General features: G+C 67.4%; 19 protein-coding genes and 2 pseudogenes. 11 read left to right on the top strand and 10 right to left on the bottom strand.

Annotated elements, in window-relative coordinates; genetic code table 11:
* Window positions 1–55: 55 nt before the first annotated feature.
* From RYM47_RS05450 to RYM47_RS05435, 4 genes are all read left to right on the top strand, one after another.
* Complete coding sequence (locus RYM47_RS05450; protein WP_315386538.1) at window positions 56–1969, top strand: M28 family peptidase; 1914 nt, start codon at window positions 56–58, stop codon at window positions 1967–1969.
* Window positions 1970–2089: 120 nt separating this feature from the next.
* Window positions 2090–4558, top strand: coding sequence for a M13 family metallopeptidase (locus tag RYM47_RS05445; protein ID WP_315386537.1), 2469 nt, complete (start codon window positions 2090–2092; stop codon window positions 4556–4558).
* 87 nt (window positions 4559–4645) lie between these two features.
* Entirely contained in the window at window positions 4646–5260 is a 615-nt protein-coding gene (locus RYM47_RS05440) for a hypothetical protein (protein ID WP_315386536.1), read from the top strand.
* Between the two features lie 13 nt (window positions 5261–5273).
* The gene (locus RYM47_RS05435) at window positions 5274–5897 is read left to right on the top strand and encodes a hypothetical protein (RefSeq protein ID WP_315386535.1); all 624 of its coding nucleotides are present in this window, start codon (window positions 5274–5276) and stop codon (window positions 5895–5897) included.
* 45 nt (window positions 5898–5942) lie between these two features.
* Here the strand turns inward: RYM47_RS05435 and clpB are convergent, their stop codons facing one another.
* A complete protein-coding gene (gene clpB / locus RYM47_RS05430) occupies window positions 5943–8528 on the bottom strand; it encodes an ATP-dependent chaperone ClpB (RefSeq protein ID WP_315386534.1) in 2586 nt (861 codons plus the stop codon).
* Between the two features lie 186 nt (window positions 8529–8714).
* Between clpB and RYM47_RS05425 the strand changes: the two genes are divergently transcribed.
* Window positions 8715–9425 (top strand): glutathione S-transferase, encoded by a 711-nt coding sequence (locus tag RYM47_RS05425; protein ID WP_315386533.1) that lies wholly within the window; start codon window positions 8715–8717, stop codon window positions 9423–9425.
* Here the strand turns inward: RYM47_RS05425 and RYM47_RS05420 are convergent.
* From RYM47_RS05420 to RYM47_RS05410, 3 genes are all read right to left on the bottom strand, one after another.
* Entirely contained in the window at window positions 9398–11005 is a 1608-nt protein-coding gene (locus tag RYM47_RS05420; protein ID WP_315386532.1) for a hypothetical protein, read from the bottom strand. The two genes, RYM47_RS05425 and RYM47_RS05420, sit on opposite strands and share 28 nt — an antisense overlap.
* Window positions 11006–11094: 89 nt before the next feature.
* Entirely contained in the window at window positions 11095–12816 is a 1722-nt protein-coding gene (locus tag RYM47_RS05415) for a thiamine pyrophosphate-dependent enzyme (RefSeq protein WP_315386531.1), read from the bottom strand.
* Between the two features lie 95 nt (window positions 12817–12911).
* Entirely contained in the window at window positions 12912–13394 is a 483-nt protein-coding gene (locus RYM47_RS05410; RefSeq protein WP_315386530.1) for a DUF3574 domain-containing protein, read from the bottom strand.
* Window positions 13395–13558: 164 nt separating this feature from the next.
* Here RYM47_RS05410 and RYM47_RS05405 point away from each other — a divergent pair.
* The 5 genes and pseudogenes from RYM47_RS05405 to RYM47_RS05385 all read left to right on the top strand — a co-directional run.
* Window positions 13559–14779, top strand: a pseudogene (locus RYM47_RS05405) (TonB-dependent receptor plug domain-containing protein); the annotation flags it as partial.
* A 123-nt stretch (window positions 14780–14902) separates the two neighbouring features.
* Window positions 14903–15658: a trehalose-phosphatase gene (gene otsB / locus RYM47_RS05400; protein WP_315386529.1), complete on the top strand. Its 756-nt coding sequence runs from the start codon at window positions 14903–14905 to the stop codon at window positions 15656–15658.
* Window positions 15659–15684: 26 nt separating this feature from the next.
* Entirely contained in the window at window positions 15685–17466 is a 1782-nt protein-coding gene (locus RYM47_RS05395) for a glycoside hydrolase family 15 protein (RefSeq protein ID WP_315386528.1), read from the top strand.
* Window positions 17463–18830, top strand: a complete 1368-nt coding sequence (gene otsA, locus RYM47_RS05390) for an alpha,alpha-trehalose-phosphate synthase (UDP-forming) (protein WP_315386527.1) — start codon at window positions 17463–17465, stop codon at window positions 18828–18830. Before RYM47_RS05395 ends, otsA begins: the two co-directional genes overlap by 4 nt.
* 299 nt (window positions 18831–19129) lie before the next feature.
* Window positions 19130–20392 (top strand): OmpA family protein, encoded by a 1263-nt coding sequence (locus RYM47_RS05385; RefSeq protein ID WP_315386526.1) that lies wholly within the window; start codon window positions 19130–19132, stop codon window positions 20390–20392.
* 54 nt (window positions 20393–20446) lie between these two features.
* Here the strand turns inward: RYM47_RS05385 and RYM47_RS05380 are convergent, their stop codons facing one another.
* Genes RYM47_RS05380 through rluD form a run of 3 tightly spaced genes read right to left on the bottom strand, consistent with a single transcriptional unit; the run spans window position 20447 to window position 22625 of the window.
* Window positions 20447–20857 (bottom strand): thiol-disulfide oxidoreductase DCC family protein, encoded by a 411-nt coding sequence (locus RYM47_RS05380; RefSeq protein ID WP_315386525.1) that lies wholly within the window; start codon window positions 20855–20857, stop codon window positions 20447–20449.
* Window positions 20842–21630 (bottom strand): peptidoglycan editing factor PgeF, encoded by a 789-nt coding sequence (gene pgeF, locus RYM47_RS05375; protein ID WP_315386524.1) that lies wholly within the window; start codon window positions 21628–21630, stop codon window positions 20842–20844. The genes RYM47_RS05380 and pgeF overlap by 16 nt, the downstream gene beginning before the upstream one ends.
* Window positions 21630–22625: a 23S rRNA pseudouridine(1911/1915/1917) synthase RluD gene (gene rluD, locus RYM47_RS05370; RefSeq protein WP_070208745.1), complete on the bottom strand. Its 996-nt coding sequence runs from the start codon at window positions 22623–22625 to the stop codon at window positions 21630–21632. Before rluD ends, pgeF begins: the two co-directional genes overlap by 1 nt.
* 116 nt (window positions 22626–22741) lie before the next feature.
* Here rluD and RYM47_RS05365 point away from each other — a divergent pair, with 116 nt between their 5' ends.
* A complete protein-coding gene (locus RYM47_RS05365) occupies window positions 22742–23626 on the top strand; it encodes an outer membrane protein assembly factor BamD (protein ID WP_315386523.1) in 885 nt (294 codons plus the stop codon).
* 58 nt (window positions 23627–23684) lie between these two features.
* Here the strand turns inward: RYM47_RS05365 and RYM47_RS05360 are convergent, their stop codons facing one another.
* The 3 genes and pseudogenes from RYM47_RS05360 to RYM47_RS05350 all read right to left on the bottom strand — a co-directional run.
* On the bottom strand, window positions 23685–24077 hold the full coding sequence (locus RYM47_RS05360; protein ID WP_315386522.1) for a hypothetical protein: 393 nt from the start codon (window positions 24075–24077) through the stop codon (window positions 23685–23687).
* 67 nt (window positions 24078–24144) lie between these two features.
* Window positions 24145–25779: an NAD+ synthase gene (locus tag RYM47_RS05355; protein ID WP_315386521.1), complete on the bottom strand. Its 1635-nt coding sequence runs from the start codon at window positions 25777–25779 to the stop codon at window positions 24145–24147.
* A 156-nt stretch (window positions 25780–25935) separates the two neighbouring features.
* Window positions 25936–26486, bottom strand: a pseudogene (locus RYM47_RS05350) (succinate--CoA ligase subunit alpha); the annotation flags it as partial.

Here is a 26486-nt window from a genome sequence, read left to right as displayed (position 1 = left end):
GCATGCTGCGCCCGACCTGCGCTGCATCCGACGCGCTGCCATCGACGAGATTGCCATGCCGATCGACCCTGCCCTCAGCCGCCAGATCCAAGGCCACTTCGACCGCAAGGTTGCGGACAACCTGCAGCCGCGCGGGGTTCCGCCGGTGCTCGACTGCGCCGCCGCTCGCGGCCCGTTGACGGTGCGCAACGGCCCCGGTCTGCTGGCGTCCTGGCTTGCCCTGTCGTCGGCGCTGGCCGTCAGCCGCTTGCCCAGCCGTTCACCTGCAGGTCGGCCCGATGCCGTGTCGTCGTCGGTTCGTGGCGCAGCGCTCCTGCCGGTGGGCCATGCGCAGGGCAACGCGGATTACCAGCCCGTGCCGATGTCGAGCCAACCCTTGGCCGCCGCCGCGCTGCCGCTGGAACGTATCGCAAACGCCGCGTCGGCGACGTGCATCGCCAAGCCGAAACAGTGCCCGCAGGCACTGCTGGCCGGTACCGTGGCCGCAATGGCGGTGGTCGGCAGCGCCGCGACCGGCCTGTTGGTGGGTCGTGCAACCGCACCTGCCTGCGACCAGACCGACGACGCGCCCTCAGCATCGAACGGCCTTGCACACGCCCTGTACGACCTGCTGCGTGCCGAGCACCGCTACCGCCTGCTGGAAATCGTCAGCGACTGCGGCACCGAGGCCGCTGCCTGCACCGGGCCGGCCATCCACGCACTGCTGGAAGACCTGCCGCCGGCCGACCGCTACCGGATCATGGCGACGCTTGGCGTTGCCCAACGCCCGGGCACGCATGGCGTGGGCGGTTGGCCAAGCGGGGCCGATGCCGCACCGCATGCACCGGTGCTGGATTGGATGGACTGGGCCGCCGACCTGCTCGCCGCTGCGGTGAGCCCGGCGCAGGCGCGCTTCGAGCTGGACCTGGAGCAGATCGCGCGGGCCACGCTGGATGCGCAGGCCGCATCGAACGGTACCGACCGCGAGGCCGCAGCCAACAACGCGCGCTTCGATTCGCTCGGCGCGCTGTTCGAAGACGACGGCCACACGCTGCTGCAGCTGCCGTTCAATGGCACCGCACGCGACATCTTCGGGTTCGAACGCCCCTACATCGGCTGCAACCTGATGCTGGAGTTCAGTGGTGCCGGTACGCCGTCGCGGACGCTGTTGCTGCTCGCCCACGGCGACATGACCGGCGCCCATGACGGATCAAGCGGCGCCAACGACAACGGCAGCAGCCTGGCTGCGCTGCTGGCCCTGGCCCGCACGCTGCGCGACAGCACCCTGCCCGCCGGCATGCGCGTGCAGCTGATGGTCTCGGACATGGAGGAGCGTGGCCTGTATGGCAGCAAGGCGTTCGTGCAGCAGTGCCTGGCGCGCGGCACGTGTCCGGACGTGGCGCTCAACCTGGACATGATCGGGCGCGGCGAAGGCATCACCCTCACCGGCTCGGACCGCCACCATCTGTACATGGACGGCGATTCGCGCAGCGTGCTGCCGCCCGCAGCCGAGGTCAGCGCTGCAGAAGCGCAGCTTCGCCAGCAACTGGAACGCGCGGCAGCCGACGTCGGACTGCAGGTGTTCGACAGCAGCGGCTGGGCCATGCAGTCCGACCACATCGCCTTCCAGCGCGAAGGCATACCGGCGCTGGGCATGAACCTGGCCGATGAACGCGACATCGCACTCGAACGCGAGGTGCAGCAGGCGCGGGCGCGTCTGTGGGTGGCCAACACGGCGGTGGACTGGAGCCGCTTCGAGGAGTACCTGCAGGGCACGCTCGATCCCGTCGCCACGCAGGAGATGGATGCGCGGCTGGACGTGATGGACCGGGCAATGCAGGCGTACAGGGCACTGCCCGAATCGCCCAGCATGGCGCGCATCCATAACGGACGGGACCAGCTGCACCAGGTGAACGTCCCGCGCGCGATGGATGCGCTGGCCGTGCTTGAGCGCACCCTCGACGCCTGGCTGCATTCGCCTGCACCGTGACACGCAGAAGCCTTCTGCTCATTTCGTAAAACTCCTATGGGCGCCGCGTGCGTGCGCGGACAACATCGCAGGGCGCCTGCACACGGCAGGCACCGTTCGATTGCCATTGGAGGCCCTGTCATGCCCGTTGATTCCGTCCACCACCGCCGCAACCAGGGCGATTTCGCAGGACAACTGAAGGGGCGGCAGCCGCCGCAGCAGCACGGCAAGACGCGGCGGTTCGGCACGATGACGCCGCTGCTGCGCATGCGCAATGCCTCCGACGTGTTCACCGGGCTGATGCTGCTCGGATCGCTGCGGCCCGCCGTGGCACATGCCACCCCGGCGCCGCCAACAGCACCTGCGTTGCTGCCCGGCGCGGCTGCGGTGCGCACCGATCCCTACAGCGCCATACCGATGCAGGAGACGACCCTGCACACCATGGGCAACGGCGCCGCCGCCGGCTGCATCGCGCAGCCGCGCCAATGCGCGAAGATCCTGGGCGGTGCAGCGCTGACTGCCCTGGCCAGCAGCGCGGTCAGCGGGTGGGTGGGGTGGCAGGCCGGCCTGCAGCGGGGGCGTGGGGAAGGATCCAACGCGTGCCAGGCAACGTCCACGGCCCAGGCACAGGTGCAGCCGATGAACACTGACGACGGCCTGCCCGCACCGGTGCGTTTCGACGCGGCCGATGTCGACCCCGCCCAGTCGCCGTGCGATTCGCTGTACGCACATGTCAACCACCGTTGGCACCAACGCGCCGTGCTGCCCCCCGACCAGTCGCGCTGGGACATGCTCGCCCTGCTGAAGGAGCGCTCGCTGTCGATACAGCGACGCGTGGCGGAGCAGGCGGCCGGCCTGGCGATGCCCACGCATGTGGAAAAGATCATTGCCGACCTGTGGACCACCGGGATGAACCAGCACGCCATCAATGCCGAAGGCATTGCACCCTTGCGCGAGGAACTGGCCGCGATCGACGCGCTGCAGACACCGCAGGCAGTTGAAGCGCACCTGCACGCACTCACCGCGAGCGGACTCAATCCGGTATATCGCATCCTGGTGGACTCGGACATGGACGCCCGCGACACGCAGATCGCCTACGCCATCCAGCGTGGGCTGGGCCTGCCCGACCGCAGCTATTACATCGGCGACGCGCACGCGGAGGTACTTGGCCTCTACCGCGCGCATGTCGCCCACATCCTGCGCCTGGCGGGCGAGGCACCTGCAGAGGCCGAACGCCAGGCCGACGCGGTGCTGGCGCTGGAACACCGCTTTGCCAACGCCTCGGTGCCGTGGCAGGAACTCAACGCCGACCTCGTGCAGTACTACAACCCGATGAACGTAACCGAGGCCGACGCGCTGACCCCGGGGTTCAGCTGGAGTGGACTGTTCCAGGCACTGGGCGTGCCCACCCCGGCGCGCTTCTCGCTGGCCACGCCGGGGTTCCACCAGGCGGTCGGCGCCGCCCTGACCGAGGTCGACCCGGCCACGTGGCGCGCGTACCTGCGCTTCCACACCCTGGATTCCGCCAGCCCGTTCCTGGGCGATGACTTCGTGCGCGCGCACCACGCGATGCATGCCACCGCCCTCACCGGCGAGGACGCGATGCCACCGCGCTGGAAGCAGGTACTGGCCGCCATCCAGCGGGTGGCTGGCGAAGCGCTCGGCGAGTTGTACGTGGGCGTGGCCTTCCCCTGCGAAACCCGCACCCGTGTCACCGCGCTGGTCGAGGCGCTCACGGCGGCGCTGAAGCGACGCCTGCAGCACGTGCCGTGGATGGATGCCGAAACCCGTGCCGCCGCGATGCGCAGGGCAGACACCTTTCGGCCGCGCATCGGCCACCCGGACCAGTGGCCGGACTGGTCCGGCCTGCACACCCAAGCCTGTGGCTACCTCACCAACCTGCGCCGTGCCGATGCGTTCGCACAGGCCAGGGCACTGGCGATGATGGGCGGCCCTGTGGACAACGAACAGTGGCGGATGACCGCGCAGGAAGTGGACGCCTACCACGACGTGATGAACAACGACATTGCATTCTCGGCTGCACTGCTGCAGCCACCCTTCTTCGATCCGGATGCAGACGACGCCGTGAACTACGGCGGGATAGGGGCTGTGATCGGCCACGAACTGAGCCATGGATTCTCAGACCAGGCCAGCCGGTTCGGGCTGGACGGCGACCTGCATGACTGGTGGACCCAGGCTGACCACCATCGCTACACCGTCCTGTCCGAACGGCTGGCCGGACAATTCGACCAGCAGTGGCTGGGCGGCGTACAGGTGAATGGCACCTTGACCCAAGGCGAGAATCTGGGCGACCTGGGCGGACTGGCGCTCGCGCTCGACGCCCTGGAGGAAACAAGCCGCAACCAGCCCGACCCGATGATCGACGGGTTGAGCCGCGTACAGCGCTTCTTCCTCGCCTGGGGCATGCAGCACCGCAGTCTGCTCACGCCGCAACGCCTTGCGCGGGACATCGAAACCGATCCCCACGCACCCGGGCCGGCCCGCGCGGACGTCGGCCCATCCAACCTGCCCGCTTACGCCCAGGCCTTCCAGTGCGCGCCGGACAGCGCCATGACCCGCAGCGACAGCGAACGGGTGATTTATATGTAGGAAATCACATTTCAAACTGGGAGCTGAACGTGCATACTCCGCGAGCGGAGCAGGGGGGGGCCCTGCGACTCTGATCAAGGACGGAACATGCGCGTCATCTCACGCATCCTGCTGGCGGCCGTGCTGCTGCCGGCCAGCGGCGCCTGCCTGGCCCAGGTGGCCACCGGTACGCTGGTGATGCAGGTTGAAAAGCTGCAATCGGAAGTACCCCTGACAAAGGACGTACAGGAGCTCATCCCGACTGGCGGGGTCGACTGGGGCATCAAGGGCAACCAGCTGGTGCTCACCGTAGTCGACACCCGCTACCTGGAGTTCGATTACGGCTTCACCACGCGCTATGGCTACCAGCACGCACTGCAGCTGCCGGTGGGCACCTATCAGCTCACCGCGGTAAGCCGGGAGCCTCGCCGCAGCTTCAGTGAACAACGTCTGCTGGACCGCGCGACCTACGTCAACCGGAACATCACCTCGTTCAAGGTCGAGGCCGGCAAGACCACCACGGTGAACGTAGCGCCGGTCATCATGGATGAAGACGCACTCCATCCGGCGATGTACATCCCCACCCTGCTGGCCCGCGTCGCGGACGCCAGCGACGAAGCACCCGGCAGCAAACCCAGGCGGCCGATCGCGGTCACGCTTCGCGACCGTGACTCCATTGCCTGGCCGGATTACCACGGCCCCATCAAGTTCATTCCACACTGACCAAGGACGACCCATGCGCTTCGCTTTCCGCTTTGCACTCGCCTCTGCACTGTTGCTCGGCAGTTTCACCAGCTCGGCCGAAACCAGCACCGCCACGGGCACGCTGGTGCTGGACCTCGAGCCATTCCGTTCCGAAGTGGCGCTCAAGCCCAAGATCGAATCGCAGCTGAAAACCGGCGGCATCGAATGGGGCCTGCGCGACGGGCAGATGGTGGTCACCCTGCTCAACAAGCGCTTCGTCGACTTCGACGTGTCCTACATGACCCGCTATGGCAGCAACCAGACCCTGCAGCTGCCCGCCGGCAGCTACCGCCTGACCACGGTCGGGTTCGAGCCCCACACCGGCTTCAGCGTGGAAAAAGTGCTGGCCAAGGGTGCCTACGTCAACCAGGACGTCATGGCGTTCACCATCGAACCGGGCAAGACCACCACCATGGTCATGGAACCGCTGATCGTGGACGAAGAACGCACGCTGTTTGCGACCTTCTTCACCCCGACGCTGTTTACCACCGTCTCGGTCGAGGGCGCGGTGGACACCGGTGAAAAGCCGGTCGACCCGGTCGCACTCAACGTCCGCGATGACCGCTCGATTGCATGGCCCGACTACAAGGGGCCGTTGAAGTTCGTCGCCAAGTGACAGCAGAAGGCCCCGGCATGACCGGGGCCTTTTTTTCAGAGTCGATCAGCCCTTGCTGAAGACCAGCTTCCCGTCGGCCGCATCCACCTGGATGGTGTCGCCGCCGACGAACCCGCCGGACAGGATCTGCTGCGCCAGCGGGTTCTCCAGCTGCGACTGCACCGCGCGCTTGAGCGGCCGGGCGCCGTAGATCGGATCGAAGCCGACGTTGCCCAGCAGCTCGAACGCCGCGTCGCTGACCTCGATGCGCAGGCCACGCTCGGCCAGCCGCTTCACCAGCCCCTGCATCTGGATGCGCGCGATCTGCTTGATCTGCACCTTGTCCAGCGGGTGGAACACCACGATGTCGTCCAGCCGGTTGATGAACTCCGGGCGGAAATGCGCCTGCACCACGCCCATCACCGCGGCCTTCATCTGCGTATAGGCTTCCGGACTGTCGTCGCCGGACATGTCCTGGATCTGGTGCGAGCCCAGGTTCGAGGTCATCACGATGACGGTGTTGCGGAAGTCCACGGTGCGGCCCTGGCCATCGGTCAGGCGGCCATCGTCCAGCACCTGCAGCAGGATGTTGAACACATCCGGATGTGCCTTCTCCACTTCGTCGAGCAGGATCAGCGAATACGGGCGGCGACGCACGGCCTCGGTCAGATAGCCGCCTTCCTCGTAGCCGACGTAGCCCGGAGGTGCACCGATCAGGCGTGCGACGCTGTGCTTCTCCATGAACTCGCTCATGTCGATGCGGATCATCGCGTCGGCGCTGTCGAACAGGAACTCGGCCAGCGACTTGCACAGCTCGGTCTTGCCGACACCGGTTGGGCCAAGGAACAGGAACGAGCCGGCCGGACGATTCGGATCAGACAGGCCCGCACGCGAACGGCGCACGGCATCGGAGACGACCTTGATTGCTTCCTCCTGGCCGACCACGCGGTTGTGCAGCACCTCTTCCATGCGCAGCAGTTTGTCGCGCTCGCCTTCAAGCATCTTGTTGACCGGGATGCCGGTCCAGCGCGACACGACCTCGGCGATCTCCTCGTCGGTGACCCGGTCCTGTACCAGCTTGAAGTCCTTGTGCTCGGCTTCCTGGGCGGCGGCCAACTGCTTCTCCAGCTGCGGCAGCAGGCCGTACTGGATCTCGCTCATGCGCGCGAAATCCTGGCGGCGCTGCGCGGATTCCAGCTCCAGCTTGGCCTGCTCGACCTGCTCCTTGATCTTGGTTGCACCCTGCAGCGCGGCCTTCTCCGACTTCCAGATTTCATTGAGGTCGGAGAACTCGCGCTCCAGCGCATCGATGTCGTTCTCCAGATCGGCCAGGCGCTGCCGCGAGGCCTCGTCCTTCTCCTTCTTCAGCATCTCGCGCTGGATCTTCAGCTGGATCACCCGGCGTTCCAGGCGGTCCAGTTCCTCCGGCTTGGAGTCGATCTCCATGCGCAGGCGCGAGGCGGCCTCGTCCATCAGATCGATGGCCTTGTCCGGCAGCTGGCGGTCGGTGATGTAGCGATTGGACAGCGTGGCCGCCGCCACGATGGCCGGGTCGGTGATCTCCACGCCGTGATGCACGGCGTACTTCTCCTTCAGCCCGCGCAGGATCGCGATGGTGTCCTCCACCGACGGTTCGCCCACGAACACCTTCTGGAAGCGGCGCTCCAGCGCTGCATCCTTTTCGATGTACTTGCGGTACTCATCCAGCGTGGTGGCGCCCACGCAGTGCAGCTCGCCGCGTGCCAACGCCGGCTTGAGCATGTTGCCGGCATCCATCGCACCGTCGGCCTTGCCGGCACCGACCATGGTGTGCAGCTCATCGATGAACAGGATGATCTGCCCTTCGCTCTTGGCCAGGTCGTTGAGCACGCCCTTCAGGCGCTCCTCGAATTCACCGCGGAACTTGGCACCGGCAATCAGCGCGCCCATGTCCAGCGACAGCACGCGCTTGCCGCGCAGGCCTTCGGGCACTTCGTCATTGATGATGCGCTGGGCCAGGCCTTCGACGATCGCGGTCTTGCCCACGCCCGGTTCGCCGATCAGCACCGGGTTGTTCTTGGTCCGTCGCTGCAGGACCTGGATGGTGCGGCGGATCTCCTCATCGCGGCCGATCACCGGGTCGAGCTTGCCACTCTCGGCGCGCGCGGTCAGGTCGATGGTGTACTTTTCCAGCGCCTGGCGCTGTTCTTCGGCATTTTCAGACTGCACGCTTTCGCCGCCACGGATCTTGTCGATGGCAGTCGCCACCTTGGCCTTGTCTGCACCGGCGGCGCGCAGCGCCATGCCCAAGGTGCCCGAGTCGTCCAGCGCGGCCTGCACGAACCATTCGCTGGCAATGAAGGCATCGCCATGCTGTTGGGCCAGCTTGTCGGTGGCGTTGAGCAGCCGGTTGAGATCGTTGCCGATCGACACGTTGCCGGCCTGGCCCGATACCTTGGGCAGCGCCTCGAGCGCTTCGGCAAGGCGTTCGCGCAGCACCGGCACGTTGACGCCGGCCTGGGCCAACAACGGGCGCGTGCTGCCGCCCTGCTGGTCCAGCAGCGCGGTCAGCACGTGCACGGGTTCGATGATGGTGTGGTCGCGGCCCACGGCCAGCGACTGTGCGTCCGCCAGCGCCTGCTGGAAACGCGAGGTGAGCTTGTCCATCCGCATGGGGAGTTCCTCGATCAAGTGTTCGCTGGCCGGGCCAGCACTATCTGACAGATGCGGTTACGCAGGTGTGTTTCAAGGGGGAATGAGAACGTATTCAGCCGCCGGACGACGCAGCCGCCACGCTGCCGTCACGCCCGCTTGCGACGCAGATGGCGACGCTGTCGGTTCGATTCAAGGAGCCCCCGCATGCATTACGAGCTTTATTACTGGACCGGCATCCAGGGCCGTGGCGAGTTCGTCCGGCTGGCACTGGAGGACGCCGGCGCGGCCTACACCGACATGGCGCGCGTGCACGGCGACAAGGTGATGGAGCCCTTCCTGGACGGTAAGCAGGAGGGGCTGCGCCCCTTCGCACCGCCCTTCCTGGTCAGCGGTCGACAGGTGATCGCGCAGGTGGGCGCGATCCTGGATCACCTCGGTCCGGAGCTTGCACTGGTGCCCGAAGCGGCGTCACGCCGCGTGCAGGCACTGCAGCTGCAGCTGACCATCGCCGACCTGGTGGCTGAGGTGCACGATACCCATCATCCCATCGCCGGTTCGAAGTTCTACGAGGACCAGAAGGCAGAAGCCAAGGCCAAGGCCGCATCGATGCGCGGCGAGCGCCTGCCGAAATTCCTGGGCTGGTTCGAAAGCGTGCTGGAGGCCAACGGCGGCCTGCACCCGCTGCGCGAGCATTCGTACGTGGACCTGTCGCTGTTCCAGCTGGTCAGCGGGCTGAGCTACATGTTCCCGCGCCGCATGCAGGCGCTGCGCGAGGAGCTGCCCTTGCTGCACGCCCTGCACGACCGCGTGCAGCGGCGGCCGAACGTGGCCGCCTACCTCGCCTCGGAACGCCGGTTGGCGTTCAACACCGACGGCATCTTCCGGCATTACCCGGAGCTGGATGGAGACGACTGATTGCTCTTCTGCAATGACAACAACCCCAACAGCGCGGCCAGCGCCACATACGCACCCGCGAACTGCCACATGATCTGCTTCGGCAGCCCCACCAGCTGCCACGGCAGGTAGATGCCGCCGCGCGGGTCCACCGAGTGGATCAGCCCGAACAGGGTCAGGGCGGCGGCAACCAGCAGGATGCCCGACGCGCGCAGCAGGCGCCCGTCGATCATCGCCACCACCGCCGCGATCCACAGCATCGAGGTGATGATGAATCCATTGCCCAGGGTGAAGATCACCGCCAGCTCCGGCAGCCCGTGACCATCCAGCGTGGTGGTCATCGCCGACAGCTGCTCGGGCGCGATCCAGCCCGGCGCCTTGATCGCGAGCAGATAGGCCACCGAGGGCAGGAAGCCCAGCACCATCGCACCAGCATGCTCGCGCGGGGTCGCCTGGAAGGCCTGGGTGGTGATGTCGATCGCCACGTACACGATAATCGGCGCCAGCACCGCCAGCGGCAGCCACTGCACCAGCCCGGAGATCACCCCGAGCATGCCGCCGATGCCCACGAACAGTCCGGTCAGCAGGGTGTAGCCGCTGCGCGCGCCCATGTGCTTGTACGCCGGCTGGCCGATGTATGGCGTGGTCTGGGCAACGCCGCCGCACAGCCCGGCCACCAGCGTGGCCACCGCTTCCACCAGCAGGATGTCGCGGGTGCGGTAGTCGTCGCCGGCTGCGCGTGCGCTTTCGGAGACGTTGATCCCGCCCACCACCATCAGCAGGCCGAACGGCAGCAGCAGCGGCAGATAGGTCATCGCCGTGGGCAGGCCGTCGATGAAGCCCAGCGTCGGCCACGGCAGCACCACCTGCGGCGGGGTCCACTCGGGCACCTTGAAGCCCGGCGCGCCCAGCCCGGCCAGGCCGAGCCCGTAATACAGGACCGTGCCGAACACGAACGCCACCAGCACGCCGGGCGCGCGGATCGGCAGCTTGCGCTTGGCCACCAGCACGTACAGCAGCAGGCCCAGGGTCACGAAGCCGACCACCGGCGAGCGCAGCGTTTCCAGCAGCGGCAGGAAGCCCATCAGCACGATCGCGATGCCGGCGATGGAGCCCAGCAGCGAAGCGCGCGGCAGCGCGCGGGTCACCGCCTCGCCGAAGAACGACAGGATGATTTTCAGCACGCCCATGATCACCAGCGAGGCCATGCCCAGCTGCCAGGTGGCGATGGCCGCCTCATGCGGGGCCAGCCCCTGCGCCTTGAAAGCGATGAAGGCCGGGCCCAGCACCAGCAGCGCCATGCCGATGCTGGTCGGCGCGTCCAGCCCGAGCGGCATCGCCGTTACATCATCGCGCCCGGTGCGTGCGGCCAGGCGCCGCGCCATCCAGGTGTACAGCACGTTGCCGACCAGCACGCCGAACGCCGTACCGGGGAACATGCGCCCGAACACCACGTCGGCGGGGAACTGGAAGATTCCCACCAGGGCCATCGCGATGAAACCCAGGATCGACAGGTTGTCGACCACCAGGCCGAAGAAGCCGTTGAAGTCGCCGGCGACGAACCAGCGGGGGCGTGCGGAAACGCCGGGGGAAGAAGGCATGCGGTGGGGGCACGGGTGTGGGGGGTACCCGATGGTAGGGCCTGCGGCCCACGGATGACAGGTTCACCCGTGGAACAACGGGGCGATCCTTACGGCTTGTTGAGGAAATTGTTCGCCAACAGGTCCCGCACCTCCCCCACCCGTCCGTGCAGCAGCGCCTTGGCCGCGTACAGCGCCGTCCCTGCCACCTGCTTGGCCTCCACCTGCGGCGGCATCACCAGCTCGGTCGGGCTGGTGTGCACGTCCAGCAGCGCCGGGCCGGGGTGGGCCAGCACGTCCTGCACCGCCTGCTCCAGGTCCTCGGTGCGGGTCACGGTGCGGCCGTAGAAGCCGACCACCTCGGCCAACCGGCCGAAGTCGGGGTTCTTCAGGTCCGTGTAGTTGTCCAGCAGGCCCTGCACCTTCTGCTCCAGCTCCACGAAGTTCAGCGAGCTGTTGTTGTAGACCACCACCTTCACCGGCAGGTTTTCCTGCACTGCGGTCAGCAGCTCACCTAGCAACATCGCAAGCCCGCCGTCGCCGGACATCGAGATCACCTGCCGCCCCGGATAGGCCTTCTGCAGGCCCAGCGCCTGCGGGAGCGCATTGGCCATCGTGCCGTGCAGCAGGCTGGTCAGCGTGCGGCGGCGCCCGTTGCTGCGGATGTGACGCAGCACCCACACCATCGGCGAGCCGCAGTCGGCGGTGAACAGCGCATCCTCGTTCGCATGCCGGTCCAGCAGCGCGGTGAGGTGCTGCGGGTGGATCAGCGTACCCTCGCCCGGTTCTTCTTCTTTTGCGCGGGTTTCCAGCGCCGTGTCGCGATGGCTGATGCATTCGTCAAGGAAACTCCGGTCCTGGCACTCGGGCAGCAGCGGCAGCAGTGCCTCCAGGGTCGGTCCGACATCGCCCACCACGCCCAGATCCACCGGGTGGCGACGGCCGAGATGGCTGCCATCGCGGTCCACCTGGATCAACGTGGCCTTGTCCGGGTAGTACTGGCCCCAGGCGAAATCAGCACCGAGCAGCAGCAGCGTGTCGCAGGCCATCAGCGTGTGGTAGCCCGACTCGATGCCGAAGATGCCGGTCATGCCCATGTTGTACGGGTTGTCATGCTCGACGAAATCCTTGGCGCGCGAGGTATGCGCGATCGGGGCCTTCAGTCGCGCGCCCAGCGCCACCAGCGCGTCATGTGCGTGTTCACAGCCGGCACCGGCGTAGATGCCGATGCGCTTGCCTTCGCCGATCAACGCCGCGATCTGCTGCAGTTCGTCGTCATTCGGGCGCAGCACCGGCTTCGCGTAATGCACGGCAAACGCGCGTTCGTCCTTGACCTCGGCCTCACTGATGTCGGCGGGCAGGATCACCACCGCCACCCCACGCCGACTGATCGCCGCCTGGCACGCCAGGGCTACTACACGCCGCGCCTGTTCGGGGCTGTAGACCTGCTCGCAGAACACGCTGCAGCTGGCGTAGACCGCCTTGAAATCCACTTCCTGCGGGAACTCCATACCCAGCTCGGCGGTGACTACCTGGCTGGCGATGAGCACCATCGGCGCGCGGTTGCGGTTGGCGTCGAACACACCGTTGATGAAATGCAGCCCGCCCGGACCGCAGGAGCCGGCGCAGGCGGTGAGCTGGCCGCTGATCAGCGAATCGGCCCCGGCCGCGAACGCTGCCGCCTCTTCATGGCGCACGTGCACCCAGTCGATGTCGCTGCGATGGATGGCATCGGTGACATGGTTGAGGGTGTCGCCGACGATCCCGTAGCAATGCCGCACACCGGCGGCCTGGAGGGTATCGACGACGATGTCGGCAACGCGCTTGCTCATGACGGCACTTCCACGTTCAGGGGGAAGTGCCAGCCTAGACCCGACCAAGTGACACCCGCGTGCGAATCCGCGCGCGCTCGGGGCATACATTGGTGTTAGAACGAAACGTCCACCGCCTGCTGCGCCCACAACACCGACTGGTGGCCGGTGGCCTGCTTCCACGCCAGGCGGATCGCTTCGATGTCGGCGCGGCGCTGCGGCGTGTTTTCGTGCAGCACCACCAGCACCTTGGTGCGAAGACGGTTCGGCTCCTTGGCACCGCGGAACAGCCACTGGCCGTAGGCATCGAATACGGTCAGGCCGTCAGGAAAGCGCGGGGTGACCTGCTTGTCGAGGAAGTCGCGCCATTGGGTTTCGGTGATCGCGTCAGTCTGCTTGCGCTCGGACGCGCCGCTTTCTTCGCCCACGCCGAAATAGAGCTCGCTTCGCACCCAGTTGGCGGCGGCGTCGGGGCGAGCCGCGTCGCCCTGCAGGCTGGCGGTGGTGGAGGTATCAGCCGGGCGGGCAGCGGGAGAAGAGGTGGTGGCGCAGCCGCTGATGGCCAGGAGGGCGGCGAGCAGCAGGGGGAACGGCTTCATCTTGCGGGGGTCTCCGGAATTACCAACGGTTATCAGCTGATGGCCGTACGTATTGGGACTTGCATCACATGCGGCTCTCACGCCAAGATAATATATCTCTTCATCCGGATGGAACAATAGTTTCATCCGGAACCGCCCCTCCCCCCGTTTTTGCTGGAGCCTGCATGTCCCGTCCGTCCGCGTCGCGCCTTGGCCTTGCCATCGCCCTGGTCCTCTCCTCTCCCCTGCTGGCGCAGCAGCTTCACGCGCAGGACGCGCCGGCCAATGCCACCACCCTGGACACGGTGATCGTCACCGGCACCCGCGCGGTGGACCGCACCGTGCTGGAGTCGACCTCGCCGGTGGACGTGCTTACCGCCGAAGACATCCGTCGCGCCGGCGTGGTCAACGGTGAGCTTGGCAGCGCGCTGCAGGCGCTGCTGCCGTCGTTCAACTTCCCGCGCCAGTCCAATTCCGGTGGTGCCGACCACGTGCGCGCCGCGCAGCTGCGCGGGCTCTCGCCCGACCAGGTGCTGGTGTTGGTCAACGGCAAGCGCCGCCACACCAGCGCACTGGTGAACACCGACAGCAAGATCGGCAAAGGCACCACGCCGGTGGACTTCAACTCCATTCCGGTCAGCGCGATCAAGCGCATCGAAGTCCTGCGCGACGGCGCCGGTGCGCTGTACGGCTCCGACGCCGTGGCCGGGGTGATCAACGTGATCCTGGACGACGCCCCGGAAGGCGGCGCCATCGAAGCCAGCTTCGGTGCCCACCACACCGACCTCAAGCCGATCGACCGCACCCTCACCGACGGCCAGACCAGCTTTGCCAGCGCCAAGGTCGGCACCCGGCTCGGCGACGACGGCGGCTTCCTGCGCGTGGGCCTGGAACTGAAGAACCGCGAAGGCACCAACCGCGCCGGCTTCGACCAGATTCCGCCGTGGGACCAGAGCGACACCAACCTCGCCCTGCAGGGCCAGCGCAACTACGTGCTCGGCGACGGCAAGACCAAGGACCTCAACGCGTGGATCAACACCGAGCTGCCGTTCGGCGAGACCTCGAAGTTCTACTTCTTCAGCACCTTCAACCAGCGCGACAGCGAAGGCGCCAACTACTTCCGCTATCCAGACAGCGACGCCAACTGGCCGGAGCTCTACCCCAGCGGCTACCGCCCCATTTCCGAGGGCGAGAACCGCGACGTCCAGGCCGTGGCCGGCGCCCGCGGCCAGTGGGGCGAGTGGAACTACGACGCCAGCCTGGATTACGGCTTCAACGACTTCACCTACCGCCTGCGCAACTCGCTCAATGCCTCGCTCGGCCCGGGCAGCCCCACCCGCTTCAAGACCGGCGACTACCGCAATGAACTCACCGTGGGCAATTTCGACCTGAGCCGGGTCCTCAACCAGGGCGAGAACAGTCACACCCTCGGCCTGGGCCGGGTCCGGTATACGTTTTGATGAATGAAGCCCGGTGCGGACCGCAGGTCCGCACCGGGTTTTCACACCCCCGGTGGCATGTTGGCGCGCATGGCCAACGACTTCCCCCAACGTCCGACGCCGCCACTGCTGGACGATGCCTGCGCGTTGTTCCTGGACGTGGATGGCACCCTCATCGAATTTGCTGAAGACCCCGAGGCCGTGATCCTGCTGCCCGAGGTGCGCGAGGCCATCGGCCGCATCAGCGACCGGCTGGATGGCGCCGTTGCGCTGGTCAGCGGGCGCCCGCTGGCGCAGCTCGACAGCCTGTTCGCCCCCCTCCATCTGCCCGCCGCCGGCCTGCATGGCCATCAGGTACGTGGCCTGGGGAAAGCTGCCACTGCCAGCGATGCCACAGCCGATACCAGCGAATGGCTGCACGGCGTGCATCAGCACGCCATGCGTTTCGCCCACGGCCACCCCGGCGTGCTGGTCGAAGACAAGGGCCGCAGCCTGGCCCTGCACTGGCGCGGTGCGCCGCATGCCGCGCAGGACGTCCGCGCCTTCGCCGAACGCCATGCGGATGAGCGCAGTGGCTATCGGCTGCAGCCCGGCGACCATGTGGTCGAATTCGTGCCTGAAGGCAGCGACAAGGGTCGCGCCCTCCATCAATTGATGCAGCAGCTGCCGTTCCGCGGCCGGGTTCCGGTGTTCCTGGGCGACGACCTCACTGACGAATTCGGCTTCGACGCCGCCAACACCCTGCACGGCTGGAGCGTGCTGGTAGGCGAACGCGAACCCAGTGCCGCCGTGTTCGCCTTGCCCACCGTGCGCGACGTGCACGCCTGGCTGCTGCAGAACGCTTGAACATGACGCCAGAGAGCCTTTCCCCCATGAGTAAACCCAACCTGGACCTCGGCGTGGTCGGCAACGGCAGCTTCGGCGCGCTGATCGACCGCGATGCCCGCGTGGTATGGAGCTGCCTGCCCACCTTCGACGGCGACCCCACCTTCTGCGCGCTGCTGCAACCCAACCAGCAGGTCGGCGGCGACTTCGCCATCGAGCTGGAAGACCTGGTCAGCAGCGAGCAGGCCTACCTGATCAACACCGCGATCCTGCGCACGGTGCTGCACGACAAGCATGGCGGCTCGCTGGAGATCATCGACTTCGCCCCACGCTGGCGACAGAACGATCGTTTCTACCGACCGGTCAGCCTCATCCGCCAGGTGCGTCCGCTCGCCGGCAACCCGCGCATCGTGGTCCGCGCGCGGCCGCTGGCCGACTGGGGCGCGCGCGTGCCCGATTCCACCTGGGGCAGCAACCACATCCGCTGGGTACTGCCCGACCACGTGCTGCGCCTGACCACCGACGTGCCGATCCGCATGGTGCGCGACGAACTGCCGTTCGTGCTCAACCACCCGGTGCACCTGGTCCTGGGCGTGGACGAATCCCTCAACCGCTCGCTCAGCGGTTACGTGCAGGAATCGCTGCAGCGTACCCAGAGCTATTGGCGCGAATGGGTGCGCTACCTGTCCATCCCGCTGGAATGGCAGGACGCGGTGATCCGCAGTGCCATCACCCTCAAGCTCTGCCAGTACGAAGACAGCGGCGCGATCATCGCCGCGATGACCACCTCCATTCCCGAGGCGCCGGGCAGCATCCGCAACTGGGATTACCGCTACTGCTGGCTGCGCGATGCCGCCTTCGTGGTGCGCGCGCTCAACCGGCTCGGCGCCACCCGCACCATGGAACAGTTCCTGGGCTACATCTTCAACCTCGCCACCAGCGACGGCAGCCTGCAGCCGCTGTACGGGATCGGCTTTGAAGCCAAGCTCGAAGAAAGCGAAGTGGCCTCGCTGGATGGCTACCGCGGCATGGGTCCGGTGCGGCGCGGCAACCTGGCCTGGGTCCAGCGCCAGCACGACGTGTATGGCAGCGTGGTACTCGCCTCCACCCAGCTGTTCTTCGACCGCCGCCTGCAGGACCCGGGCGACACGCATACCTTCGCCCGGCTGGAGCCGCTGGGCGAGCAGGCCTTCGCCCTGCACGACGTGCCCGACGCCGGGCTGTGGGAGTTCCGCGGCCGTACCGAAGTGCACACCTACACCAGCGCGATGTGCTGGGCCGCCTGCGACCGCCTGTGCAAGATCGCGGTGCGCCTGAAGCTCGACCACCGCGCCGAGTACTGGCGCGACCGCGCCAACACCATCCATGCGCGGATCATGGAGGAAGCCTGGAGCGACGAGCTTGGCCACTTCACCGACACCTACGGTGGCCACCGCCTGGATGCTTCGCTGCTGCTGTTGGCCGACATCGGCTTCATCAGCGCCGACGATGCCCGCTTCGTCGCCACCGTCGAAGCGATCGGCCGCGATCTCAAGCACGGCAATGCGCTGTACCGCTACGTGGCACCGGACGATTTTGGCGAGCCGGAAACCAGCTTCACCATCTGCACCTTCTGGTACATCGACGCGCTGGCCGCGATCGGCCGGCTCGATGAGGCGCGCGAGATGTTCGAGATGCTGCTCGAGCGCCGCAACCACCTGGGGCTGCTCTCCGAGGACCTGGCGTTCGACAACGGCGAGGCCTGGGGCAACTTCCCGCAGACCTATTCGCACGTGGGCCTGGTCACCGCCGCCATGCGCCTGTCGCGCAGCTGGCAGGAGGCCTCATGAGCCGGCTCGTCGTTGTATCCAACCGCGTCGCCGCGCCCGGCGTCGCCGCACCCGGTGGGCTCGCGGTAGGCCTTTTGGCCGCGCTGAAGGAGCGCGGCGGGGTCTGGTTCGGCTGGAGCGGCAAGTCGGTGAAGGAGCCCAGCGGCACCGTGCACGAGCAGACCGAAGGCGACATCCGCTACGTCACCCTGGACCTCAACAAGCGCGACGTGGACGGGTACTACAACGGGTTCGCCAACCGGACGTTGTGGCCGTTGCTGCATTTCCGACTGGACCTGGTCGACTACGACCGCGCCACCCGCGAGACCTACCGCCAGGTCAACGCGCTGTTCGCCGAAAAGCTGGCACCGCTGCTGCGCGAAGACGACATCGTCTGGATCCACGACTACCACCTGATTCCGCTGGCCTCGCTGCTGCGCGAGCGCGGCATCGGCTGCCGCATCGGCTTCTTCCTGCATGTGCCGATGCCCTCGGCCGACCTGCTCCAGGCCATGCCCGACCACCTGCGCCTGTTCTCCAGCCTGTACGCCTACGATCTGGTCGGCTTCCAGACCCAGCGCGACGCGGACCGCTTCCAGTCCTACGTGCGCCTGTTCGCGGGCGGCCGGGTGCTGCCCGACGGCATGCTGGAGGCGCCCGGCGGGCGACGCTTCCGCGCGGCGGCGTTCCCCATCGGCATCGACACCCAGCACATCGAGCGGCAGGCCAAGGCCGGCGCCAGCAAGCCGGCCGTGCGCGACCTGCGCAACAGCCTGCGCGACCGCCAGCTGGCCATCGGCGTGGACCGCCTCGACTACTCCAAGGGCCTGCCCGAGCGCTTCCTGGGCTTCGAGCGCTACCTGCAACGCCACCCGGACCAGCGCGGCAGCCTGACCTACCTGCAGATCGCCCCGGTCTCGCGCGGCGATGTCACCGAGTATCGCCAGCTGCGCGGCCAGCTCGAGCAGATTGCCGGTCACATCAACGGCGGGTTCGCCTCGCCTGACTGGACCCCGTTGCGCTATGTGAACCAGAACTTCGCGCACGCCACGCTCACCGGCTTCTACCGCGCTGCCGGCGTAGGCCTGGTCACGCCGCTGCGCGACGGCATGAACCTGGTGGCCAAGGAGTACGTAGCTTCGCAGGACCCTGACAATCCAGGCGTGTTGGTGCTGTCGCTATTGGCAGGTGCGGCGGATGAGCTCAAGCAGGCCTTGCTGGTCAATCCGCACGACCTCGACGGCGTGGCCGATGCCATTGCCACGGCCGCCACCATGCCGCTGCGAAAGCGGGTGGAGCGCTGGCAGGCGATGATGGAACACCTGCGTGCGCACGACATCAACCATTGGCGCCAGTCGTATCTTCAGGCCCTGGAAAACGGCTGATTGCGACAGATTTCAGGGCGTGAACCGTGTCGTTTTTGGCACGGAATCGCCTTTGGCCTGTGCATCATTCGGCGTCATGCAGATTTTTCAGAGCTGTGTCGCTTTTTGCACGCCGTTTGCGCAAGACGGCGCAGCGGCAAGTCTTCTGTATCGATAGACATCCTAAATCACCGAAATTGCGGCCGAATCCGCAACCTGTGGCCCTGCCAACTTTCATTTCGCTTTGACAGGTCGTCCCGACATTGACGCCCGCAGAGCCCGTGCATGCCGCATGGGTCGTGCATTCGGGAATCAGATTGATGTCACTGCTGGAACGCTTCATCGAGGACACCGCCCTGCACATGGGCTTGGGCCACCGCGCGCGCAGCCTGGTGGAAGTGCTGGTCGACTACATCCGCAGCCTGCCGGACGGCGTGCACGGCCTGCGGCGCCGCTTCGATGGGGTGGGCCTGGGCTTCCCCGGCGACGGCCGCCCGCCGCGCCTGCTGGCCAGCCAACTCGAAGCCGTGATTGGCCGTGAGGAACTCGCCGTTCTGGCCCGTCGCGCTGCCTTCCCCACCGGCATGTTCGCGGTGGTGGCTTCGGACCTGCTGCCGGGCCTGCTCGATGTACTGGAACAGGAGGCACGCAGCCCGCAGGCGGCGCCCCGCGCAGCGCGCGAACCGCGCCACACCCCCACCCTGCGCCTGGTGCGCGGCACCGCCATGCGTGGCTTGCTGTGGGTGATGGTAGCCGGCGCCCTGCTCTGCCTGACCGGCTGGATCCACCAGAAGACCCGGGTCAGCGCCGGCGGACCGGTGGCCAGCGCCGAACACAAGAGCCCGCCGCGGTTGTCGCTGGCCAACAACGACGGGGTGATCGACGTGCGCGGCCGGCTGCCCGCCGAATCGGACCGGCGCAAGGTCTGGAGCGCGCTGGTGGCCCAGTACGGCCAGGGCGGGGTCAGCGGCGACATCCTGCGCGACCCGCAGGCGGCCGAACCGCGCTGGCTGGACCGGTTGGTCAGCCTGTCGCCCGTGCTCCGCCATCCCGGCCTGTCGCTGTCATTCAACGGTGACAGCCTGCACGTAGAGATGGCCCGGCTGCCGGAACAGGACCGCATCGCGGTCTCCAACACCCTGCGCCGCGGCTTCGGGCACCTGCAGGTCACCGGCCTGTGGGATGCCGGACGCGTGGCGCTCTCGCAGTTGCCTGCCCGTCCCGAACCGGCCGAGCTGGTGGCGGCGCTGAACCAGGGCAAGGTGAAGTTCGAACACAAGTCGCCCACGCTGCGTGCGGACGGCCACGACATGCTGCGCGCCAGCGCGCAGGCGATCCTGGCGGCGGACCCCGGCGTGAAGCTGGAGGTGGGCAGCCACACCGACAGCCTGGGCACCGCCGAAACCAACCTGCACCTGAGCCAGCAACGGGCGGAAATGGTGGTAGCCGAGCTGCAGGCGCAGGGCGTGCCGCTGGGGATGCTGGTGCCGCGTGGCTATGGGGAGGAACACCCGGTGGCCGACAACCGGTGGGAATCGGGGCGGGATCGCAACCGGCGGATCGAGTATTCGATCCTGCGGTGAGTGGGTTGAGGTTGCCACGCGGTTGGAGTTGCCACGCAGGGCGTGGCACTACCCTCAATCCAGGAACCGCGCAGCCTGTGCCGGCGTCGGCAGGTAACACTGGTCATGGCGCCCAAACCACCGATACCGGTTACGCGCCACCGCCCGGTACGCGCGGTCGCGCCACGCACGCGGCACCACCTTCAGCACCCGCACCGCGCGCCAGGCGCCACCCAGACCCGCCAGCACCTGCACGATGGCATCGGTGTCCGACCACGCCCGGTTGTTCTCCACCAGCAGGAACGACAACGGATCATCAGGATCCAGCCCATGCTGTTTCAGCAGGGCGCGCCCATTGGCGCCCTGCATGGCCGCAAACCGATAGCGACCCTGTCGATCAAAGCGCAGCAGGAACCGCACCCAGCGGCTGCACAGCGTGCAGACCCCATCAAATACAATCACGCCGCCGTTCACGGCGCGATCCACGCCAACGTGGCCATGCGCCCCGTCCGCCGATCCCGCCGATGCGAGTAGAACCGCCCAGGCTCGGCAATCGTGCACAGCTGCCCGCCACTGATCGCCGCCGGGTGCACCCCCGCAGCCACCAAGCGACGCCGCGCCAGCGCATACAGGTCCACCTTCCAGTGCCCCGGCCGCGTGGCGACGAATGCCCCGGCTGCGCCCGCATCGCCATCCACGAACGCCTTGAACACGTCTTCGCCAATCTCGTAATCGGCCGGCCCGGCCGCAGGGCCCAGCCACGCCTGCAGCTCACCCGGTGCGGTATGCATCGCCGCCACGGTCGCCTCCAGCATGCCGTCGGCCAACCCGCGCCACCCGGCATGGGCGGCGCCGATCTCGCTACCGTCGCGCGCGGCCAGTACCACCGGCAGGCAATCGGCGGTAAGAATGGCCAGGACCACGCCCGGCACCGAGGTCACCGCCGCGTCGGCAGTGGACTCGGCCTCGAGGCCGGCCCCGACAGGCGCCGCATCGAAGCGCAGCACCGCCGTACCGTGCACCTGGCGCAGCCAGTGCGGCGTCGAGGGCAGCCCCAGCCCCGCTTCCAGCAGCGCGCGGTTGCGCGCCACCCGGGCCGGGTCATCGCCGTCGGCGGCGGTGCGGTTGCCCATGTTGAACTGGTCGAACGGCGCAACCGATTCCCCTGCGCCATGGCGCAGGGTCGTCAGCGCGTGCACGCCCGGCGGTGCCGGCCAGTCGGCCGCCAGCACCGGCAGCGGAGCAGACGGCGTGGCCATCAGCGGCGCCCGCGTTCCAGTTCGGCGATGCGCTTGGTGTCCTCACGCAGCGCGTCCATCAACGCCACCATGTCGGCCGGCACCGGCGCGCTGTTGCGGATCGGCTCGCCGGTGATCGGGTGCGCGAACTCCAGCGTTTCCGCATGCAGCGCCTGGCGCTTGAAGCCGCGCAGCTGGGCCACCAGCTCATCGCTGGCGCCCTTGGGCAGCTTCAGCGCACCGCCGTACAGCGAATCGCCCACGATGGCGTGCTTGAGGTGGGCCATGTGCACGCGGATCTGGTGGGTACGCCCGGTCTCCAGGCGGCATTCCAGCGCGGTGTGGGCGCGGAAGCGCTCGCGCAGGCGGTAATGGGTCACCGCGTCCTTGCCGTCTTCACGCACCGCCATGCGGATGCGGTCGCGCGGGTGGCGGTCGATCGGCGCATCGGCGGTACCGCCGGACACCAGCGCGCCCACCACCACCGCCAGGTACTGGCGGTGCACGTTGCGCGCGGCCAGCTGCTCGACCAGCGCGGTCTGGGCCTGGATCGTACGGGCCACCACCATCACCCCGCTGGTGTCCTTGTCCAGGCGGTGCACGATGCCCGCACGCGGCAGCACCGACAGGCCCGGGTCGCGGAACAGCAGCGCGTTGACCAGGGTGCCGCTGGGATTGCCGGCGCCCGGGTGGACCACCAGGCCGACCGGCTTGTTGATCACGTAAACGTGTTCATCCTCGTACAGGATGTCCAGCGGGATGTCCTCGGGCTCGGCGTGGGTCTGGGTGTCGAGCACGACATGCAGGCTGGCGACCTCGCCGCCGCGCACCGGGTCGCGGCCGCGCACGGGGTTGCCGTCCAGCAGGACGTCGCCGGACTTGATCCACTCGGTCAGCTTGGACCGGGAGAACTCCGGGAAAAGTTCGGCCAGCACCGCGTCGAAGCGCCGCCCGGCGGCGGTATCAGGCACGATGGCCTGGCGGTTGGAGTCGGTTTCTGAAGGGGTATCGGACATGGGGAGCACACCGCAGGAAGACAATTTTGGGGTCCGGGCGACCACTTTCAGTCGCAGGACAGGCCACTAGGCTATCATCGACCCTTCGTATTCCAGCCGCGTCCCGCCCTGACCCCATGATCCGACGCTCTTCCCTGCTGTCCGCGCCCGTCCGCACCGCGGCCCTGATGCTGGTCCTGGCCCTTGTTTCCACCGGCTGCCACCGTGGCGCCAAGGGTGACAACCCGGAAGAAGGCCAGCCGGTCGAAACGATCTATGAAAAGAGCCACGGCCTGATGCAGAAGGGCAACTGGAGCGGGGCCGAGGCCACCTTCCGCCGCCTGATCGCCCAGTACCCGTATGGTCCGTACACCGAGCAGGCGATGATCGAAACCGCCTATGCCCAGTACAAGGCCGGCAAGCACGACGACGCGGTGTCCAGCATCGACCGCTTCATCCGGACCTACCCGACCCACCGCAACATCGCCTACATGTACTACCTGCGTGGCCTGGCCAACAGCAACCGCAACACGGTGTTCCTGCGCCGCGTGTGGTCGCTCGACCCGAGCCGCCGCGACCTGTCCACCCCGCGCCAGGCGTACTCCGACTTCAACATCGTGGTCGAGCGCTACCCCAACAGCCGCTACGCCGCCGACGCGCGCAGCCGGATGCTGGAGCTGCGCGACGTGTTCGCCCAGCACGAGCTGGACAACGCCCTGTACTACCTGCGCCGCGAGGCCTACGTCTCCGCCGCCGGCCGCGCCAACTACCTGCTGGAAACCTACCCGCAGAGCGCGTTCCAGTACGACGCGGTGGCCGCCCTCGGCGAGGCCTACACCCACCTGGGCAACAAGACCCTGGCCGACGACGCGCGCCGCGTGCTCGAGCTGAACCAGCCGGAACACCCGTGGCTGCAGGGCAACTGGCCGAAGTACCCGTGGATGGTCCGCAAGCTGAACCCGTTCGCCGGCGAGAAGTCCGCCAGCACCGGCCAGCGCAACGCCACCATGAATCGCCGTTGATTCCAGCGGCCGGTTGAAACAAAAAAGGGTCCCTTGCGGGACCCTTTTTTGTTGCCTGTCAGTCAGTAGCGGACCGCTGCGGACCGTCGCTGGTGTGCGTGAAGATCGTGCTGACCCGACCCTCTTCGTCCTTCTGCTTCGAGTACGTTGCCAGCGTTACGCGACGGGGCGTACCCGCGTCGTAATCCGGGTCGGGCTCGGCCTGCCTCAGGATGCCGCCGCCTGCCACGACGGTGAACGGCAGGCGCGCTCCCATGGAGTAATCGGCCGGAGGAATCACTGCCGGCGCATGCCACGCGGGGACGTTGGTGACCGAAACCGGGGCGGCCGTGGATGCTGACACGAGGAATCGCCCGTGCCTGGTTGAACCCTCGATGGGCAGGTGTCCAGTCTCGACAAACGGCTGGGGTGATGCGGGGCGAGGGATCGCCGTGACGTCGGAAACAGGCATGCAGGGAGCTCCAATGAAAGAGCTCGCAACATCAACCAGCCAGCGTCGACGCGCTTTCGCGTTTCGCTCAGCCCGTGTAGCCGTTGCTGATCGGATAGCGGCGCTCGCGCCCGAACGCGCGGCGCGAGACCTTCGGGCCTGGAGCGGCCTGGTGTCGCTTCCACTCGCTGGTGCGCACCAGCCGCAGCACGCGGTCCACCACCTCGGCGGCATAGCCTGCGGCCACGATCTCCTCGCGCGACTGCTCCTGGTCCACGTAGCGGTACAGGATGCCGTCCAGCACGTCGTACGCCGGCAGCGAATCCTGGTCGGTCTGGTTGGCGCGCAGCTCGGCCGATGGCGGGCGCGAGATCACTGCCGGCGGAATCACCGGCGCGCCGCCTACCGTGTTGCGCCACTTGGACAGGCCGAACACTTCCGTCTTGTACAGGTCCTTCAACGGCGCGTAGCCACCGCACATGTCACCGTAGATGGTGGCGTACCCGACCGCATACTCGCTCTTGTTGCCGGTGGTAAGCAGCAGCCCGCCGAACTTGTTGGACAGCGCCATCAGGATCACACCGCGCGCGCGCGACTGCAGGTTTTCCTCGGTGACATCCGCCGCCTGCCCTTCGAACATCGGGCCCAGCGCGGTCATCAGGCCCTCGAACACCGGCTCGATCGACACCGCTTCCAGCTTCACGCCCAGCGCGCGGCACTGCTCGGCGGCCAGGTCGTTGGACATGCCTGCCGTGTAGCGCGACGGCAGGCGCACCGCCGTGACGTTGTCCGCGCCCAGCGCGTCCACCGCCATCGCCAGCACCAGCGCCGAATCGATGCCACCGGACAGGCCCAGCCACACCTTCTTGAAGCCGTTCTTGCCGCAGTAATCGCGGATGCCCCGGGTGACCGCACGCCAGGCCAGCGCGTCCATGCTTTCGTCGCCGTCGTCCATCCACTCGCGCGGCAGGAAGCGGCGGCTTTCGGCGTCGTAGTCCACCACCAGCCACTGGTCGGTGAAGGCGGCCGCCGCCGGGTGCACGGTGCCGTCGCCATCGGCCACGACCGACGCACCGTCGAAGGTCAGTGCGTCCTGTCCGCCCACCATGTTCACGTACAGCAGCGCCGCACCGCTTTCGCGGGTGCGCTCGGCCAGCAGCGCATCACGCTGGGCGTGCTTGCCGCGCTCGTAGGGCGAGGCGTTGGGAATGACGACCAGCTCTGCTCCGTTGCGCACGGTGTCGGCAAGCGGTTCGGGGAACCAGAGGTCCTCGCAGACCAGCACGCCCACCGGCACGCCCTTCAGCTCGAACACGCAGCTGCCGCCGTCCGGATCGATATCGAAATAGCGGCGTTCGTCGAACACCGCATAGTTGGGCAGCTCGCGCTTGCGGTAGGTGTGCAGCACCTTGCCGTCGCGCAGCACGCTGGCCGCGTTGTACACCACCGCCCCGGTCGCTTCGGGCCAGCCCACCACGGCGGTGATGCCCTGGGTGCTGGCCGCGATGCGCTCCATCGCCTGCTGGCAGTCGTACAGGAAGCGCGGGCGCAGCAGCAGGTCTTCCGGCGGGTAGCCGCTGACCGCCAATTCCGGGAACACCACCAGCTCCGCCCCGAACTCATCGCGCGCCTCGGCGATCATCTCGATGATGGTGTCGGTATTGCGCTCGACCGCCCCCACCGGGAAATCGAACTGAGCCATCGCAATGCGGATCGAGGTCATGGGATAACGCCTGAGGTTTCGATGCCCCATTGTAGCGCCGGGTCATGCCTGGCAAAGCGGGTGCCAGAACGCAGAAACGCCGCCCGAGGGCGGCGTTTCTTGCAGGTTGCGTACAGCCAGGCAGGGCCTGGCTCTACCCGTAAGGCGCTTCGCGCCTTACTTCACCAGCTTGGCGATGGCGGCGCCCAGGTCGCCCGGGGAGCGGACGGTGACGACACCGGCGGCTTCCATGGCGGCGAACTTGCCTTCCGCGGTGCCCTTGCCGCCCGATGCGATCGCACCGGCGTGGCCCATGCGCTTGCCGGCCGGAGCCGAGGCGCCCGCGATGAAACCGACGACCGGCTTCTTCACGTGGTTCTTGATGTACTCGGCACCGGCTTCTTCAGCGTCGCCGCCGATTTCGCCGACCATGATGATGCCTTCGGTCTGCGGGTCTTCGTTGAACAGCTTGAGGCAGTCAACGAAGTTCAGGCCGTTGATCGGGTCGCCGCCGATACCGATGCAGGTCGACTGGCCCAGGCCCACTTCCGTGGTCTGCTTGACCGCTTCATAGGTCAGGGTGCCCGAACGCGACACGATACCGATCTTGCCCGGCTTGTGGATGTGGCCCGGCATGATGCCGATCTTGCATTCGCCCGGGGTGATCACGCCGGGGCAGTTCGGCCCGATCAGCACGGTGTCCGGATGCGAACGGGTCAGCACGTTCT

Origin of the sequence: uncultured Stenotrophomonas sp., assembly GCF_963519125.1 — a bacterium.
Taxonomy (GTDB): domain Bacteria; phylum Pseudomonadota; class Gammaproteobacteria; order Xanthomonadales; family Xanthomonadaceae; genus Stenotrophomonas.
Note: the sequence above shows the minus strand (reverse complement) of the source record. Positions and strands in the feature narration are given on the sequence as shown.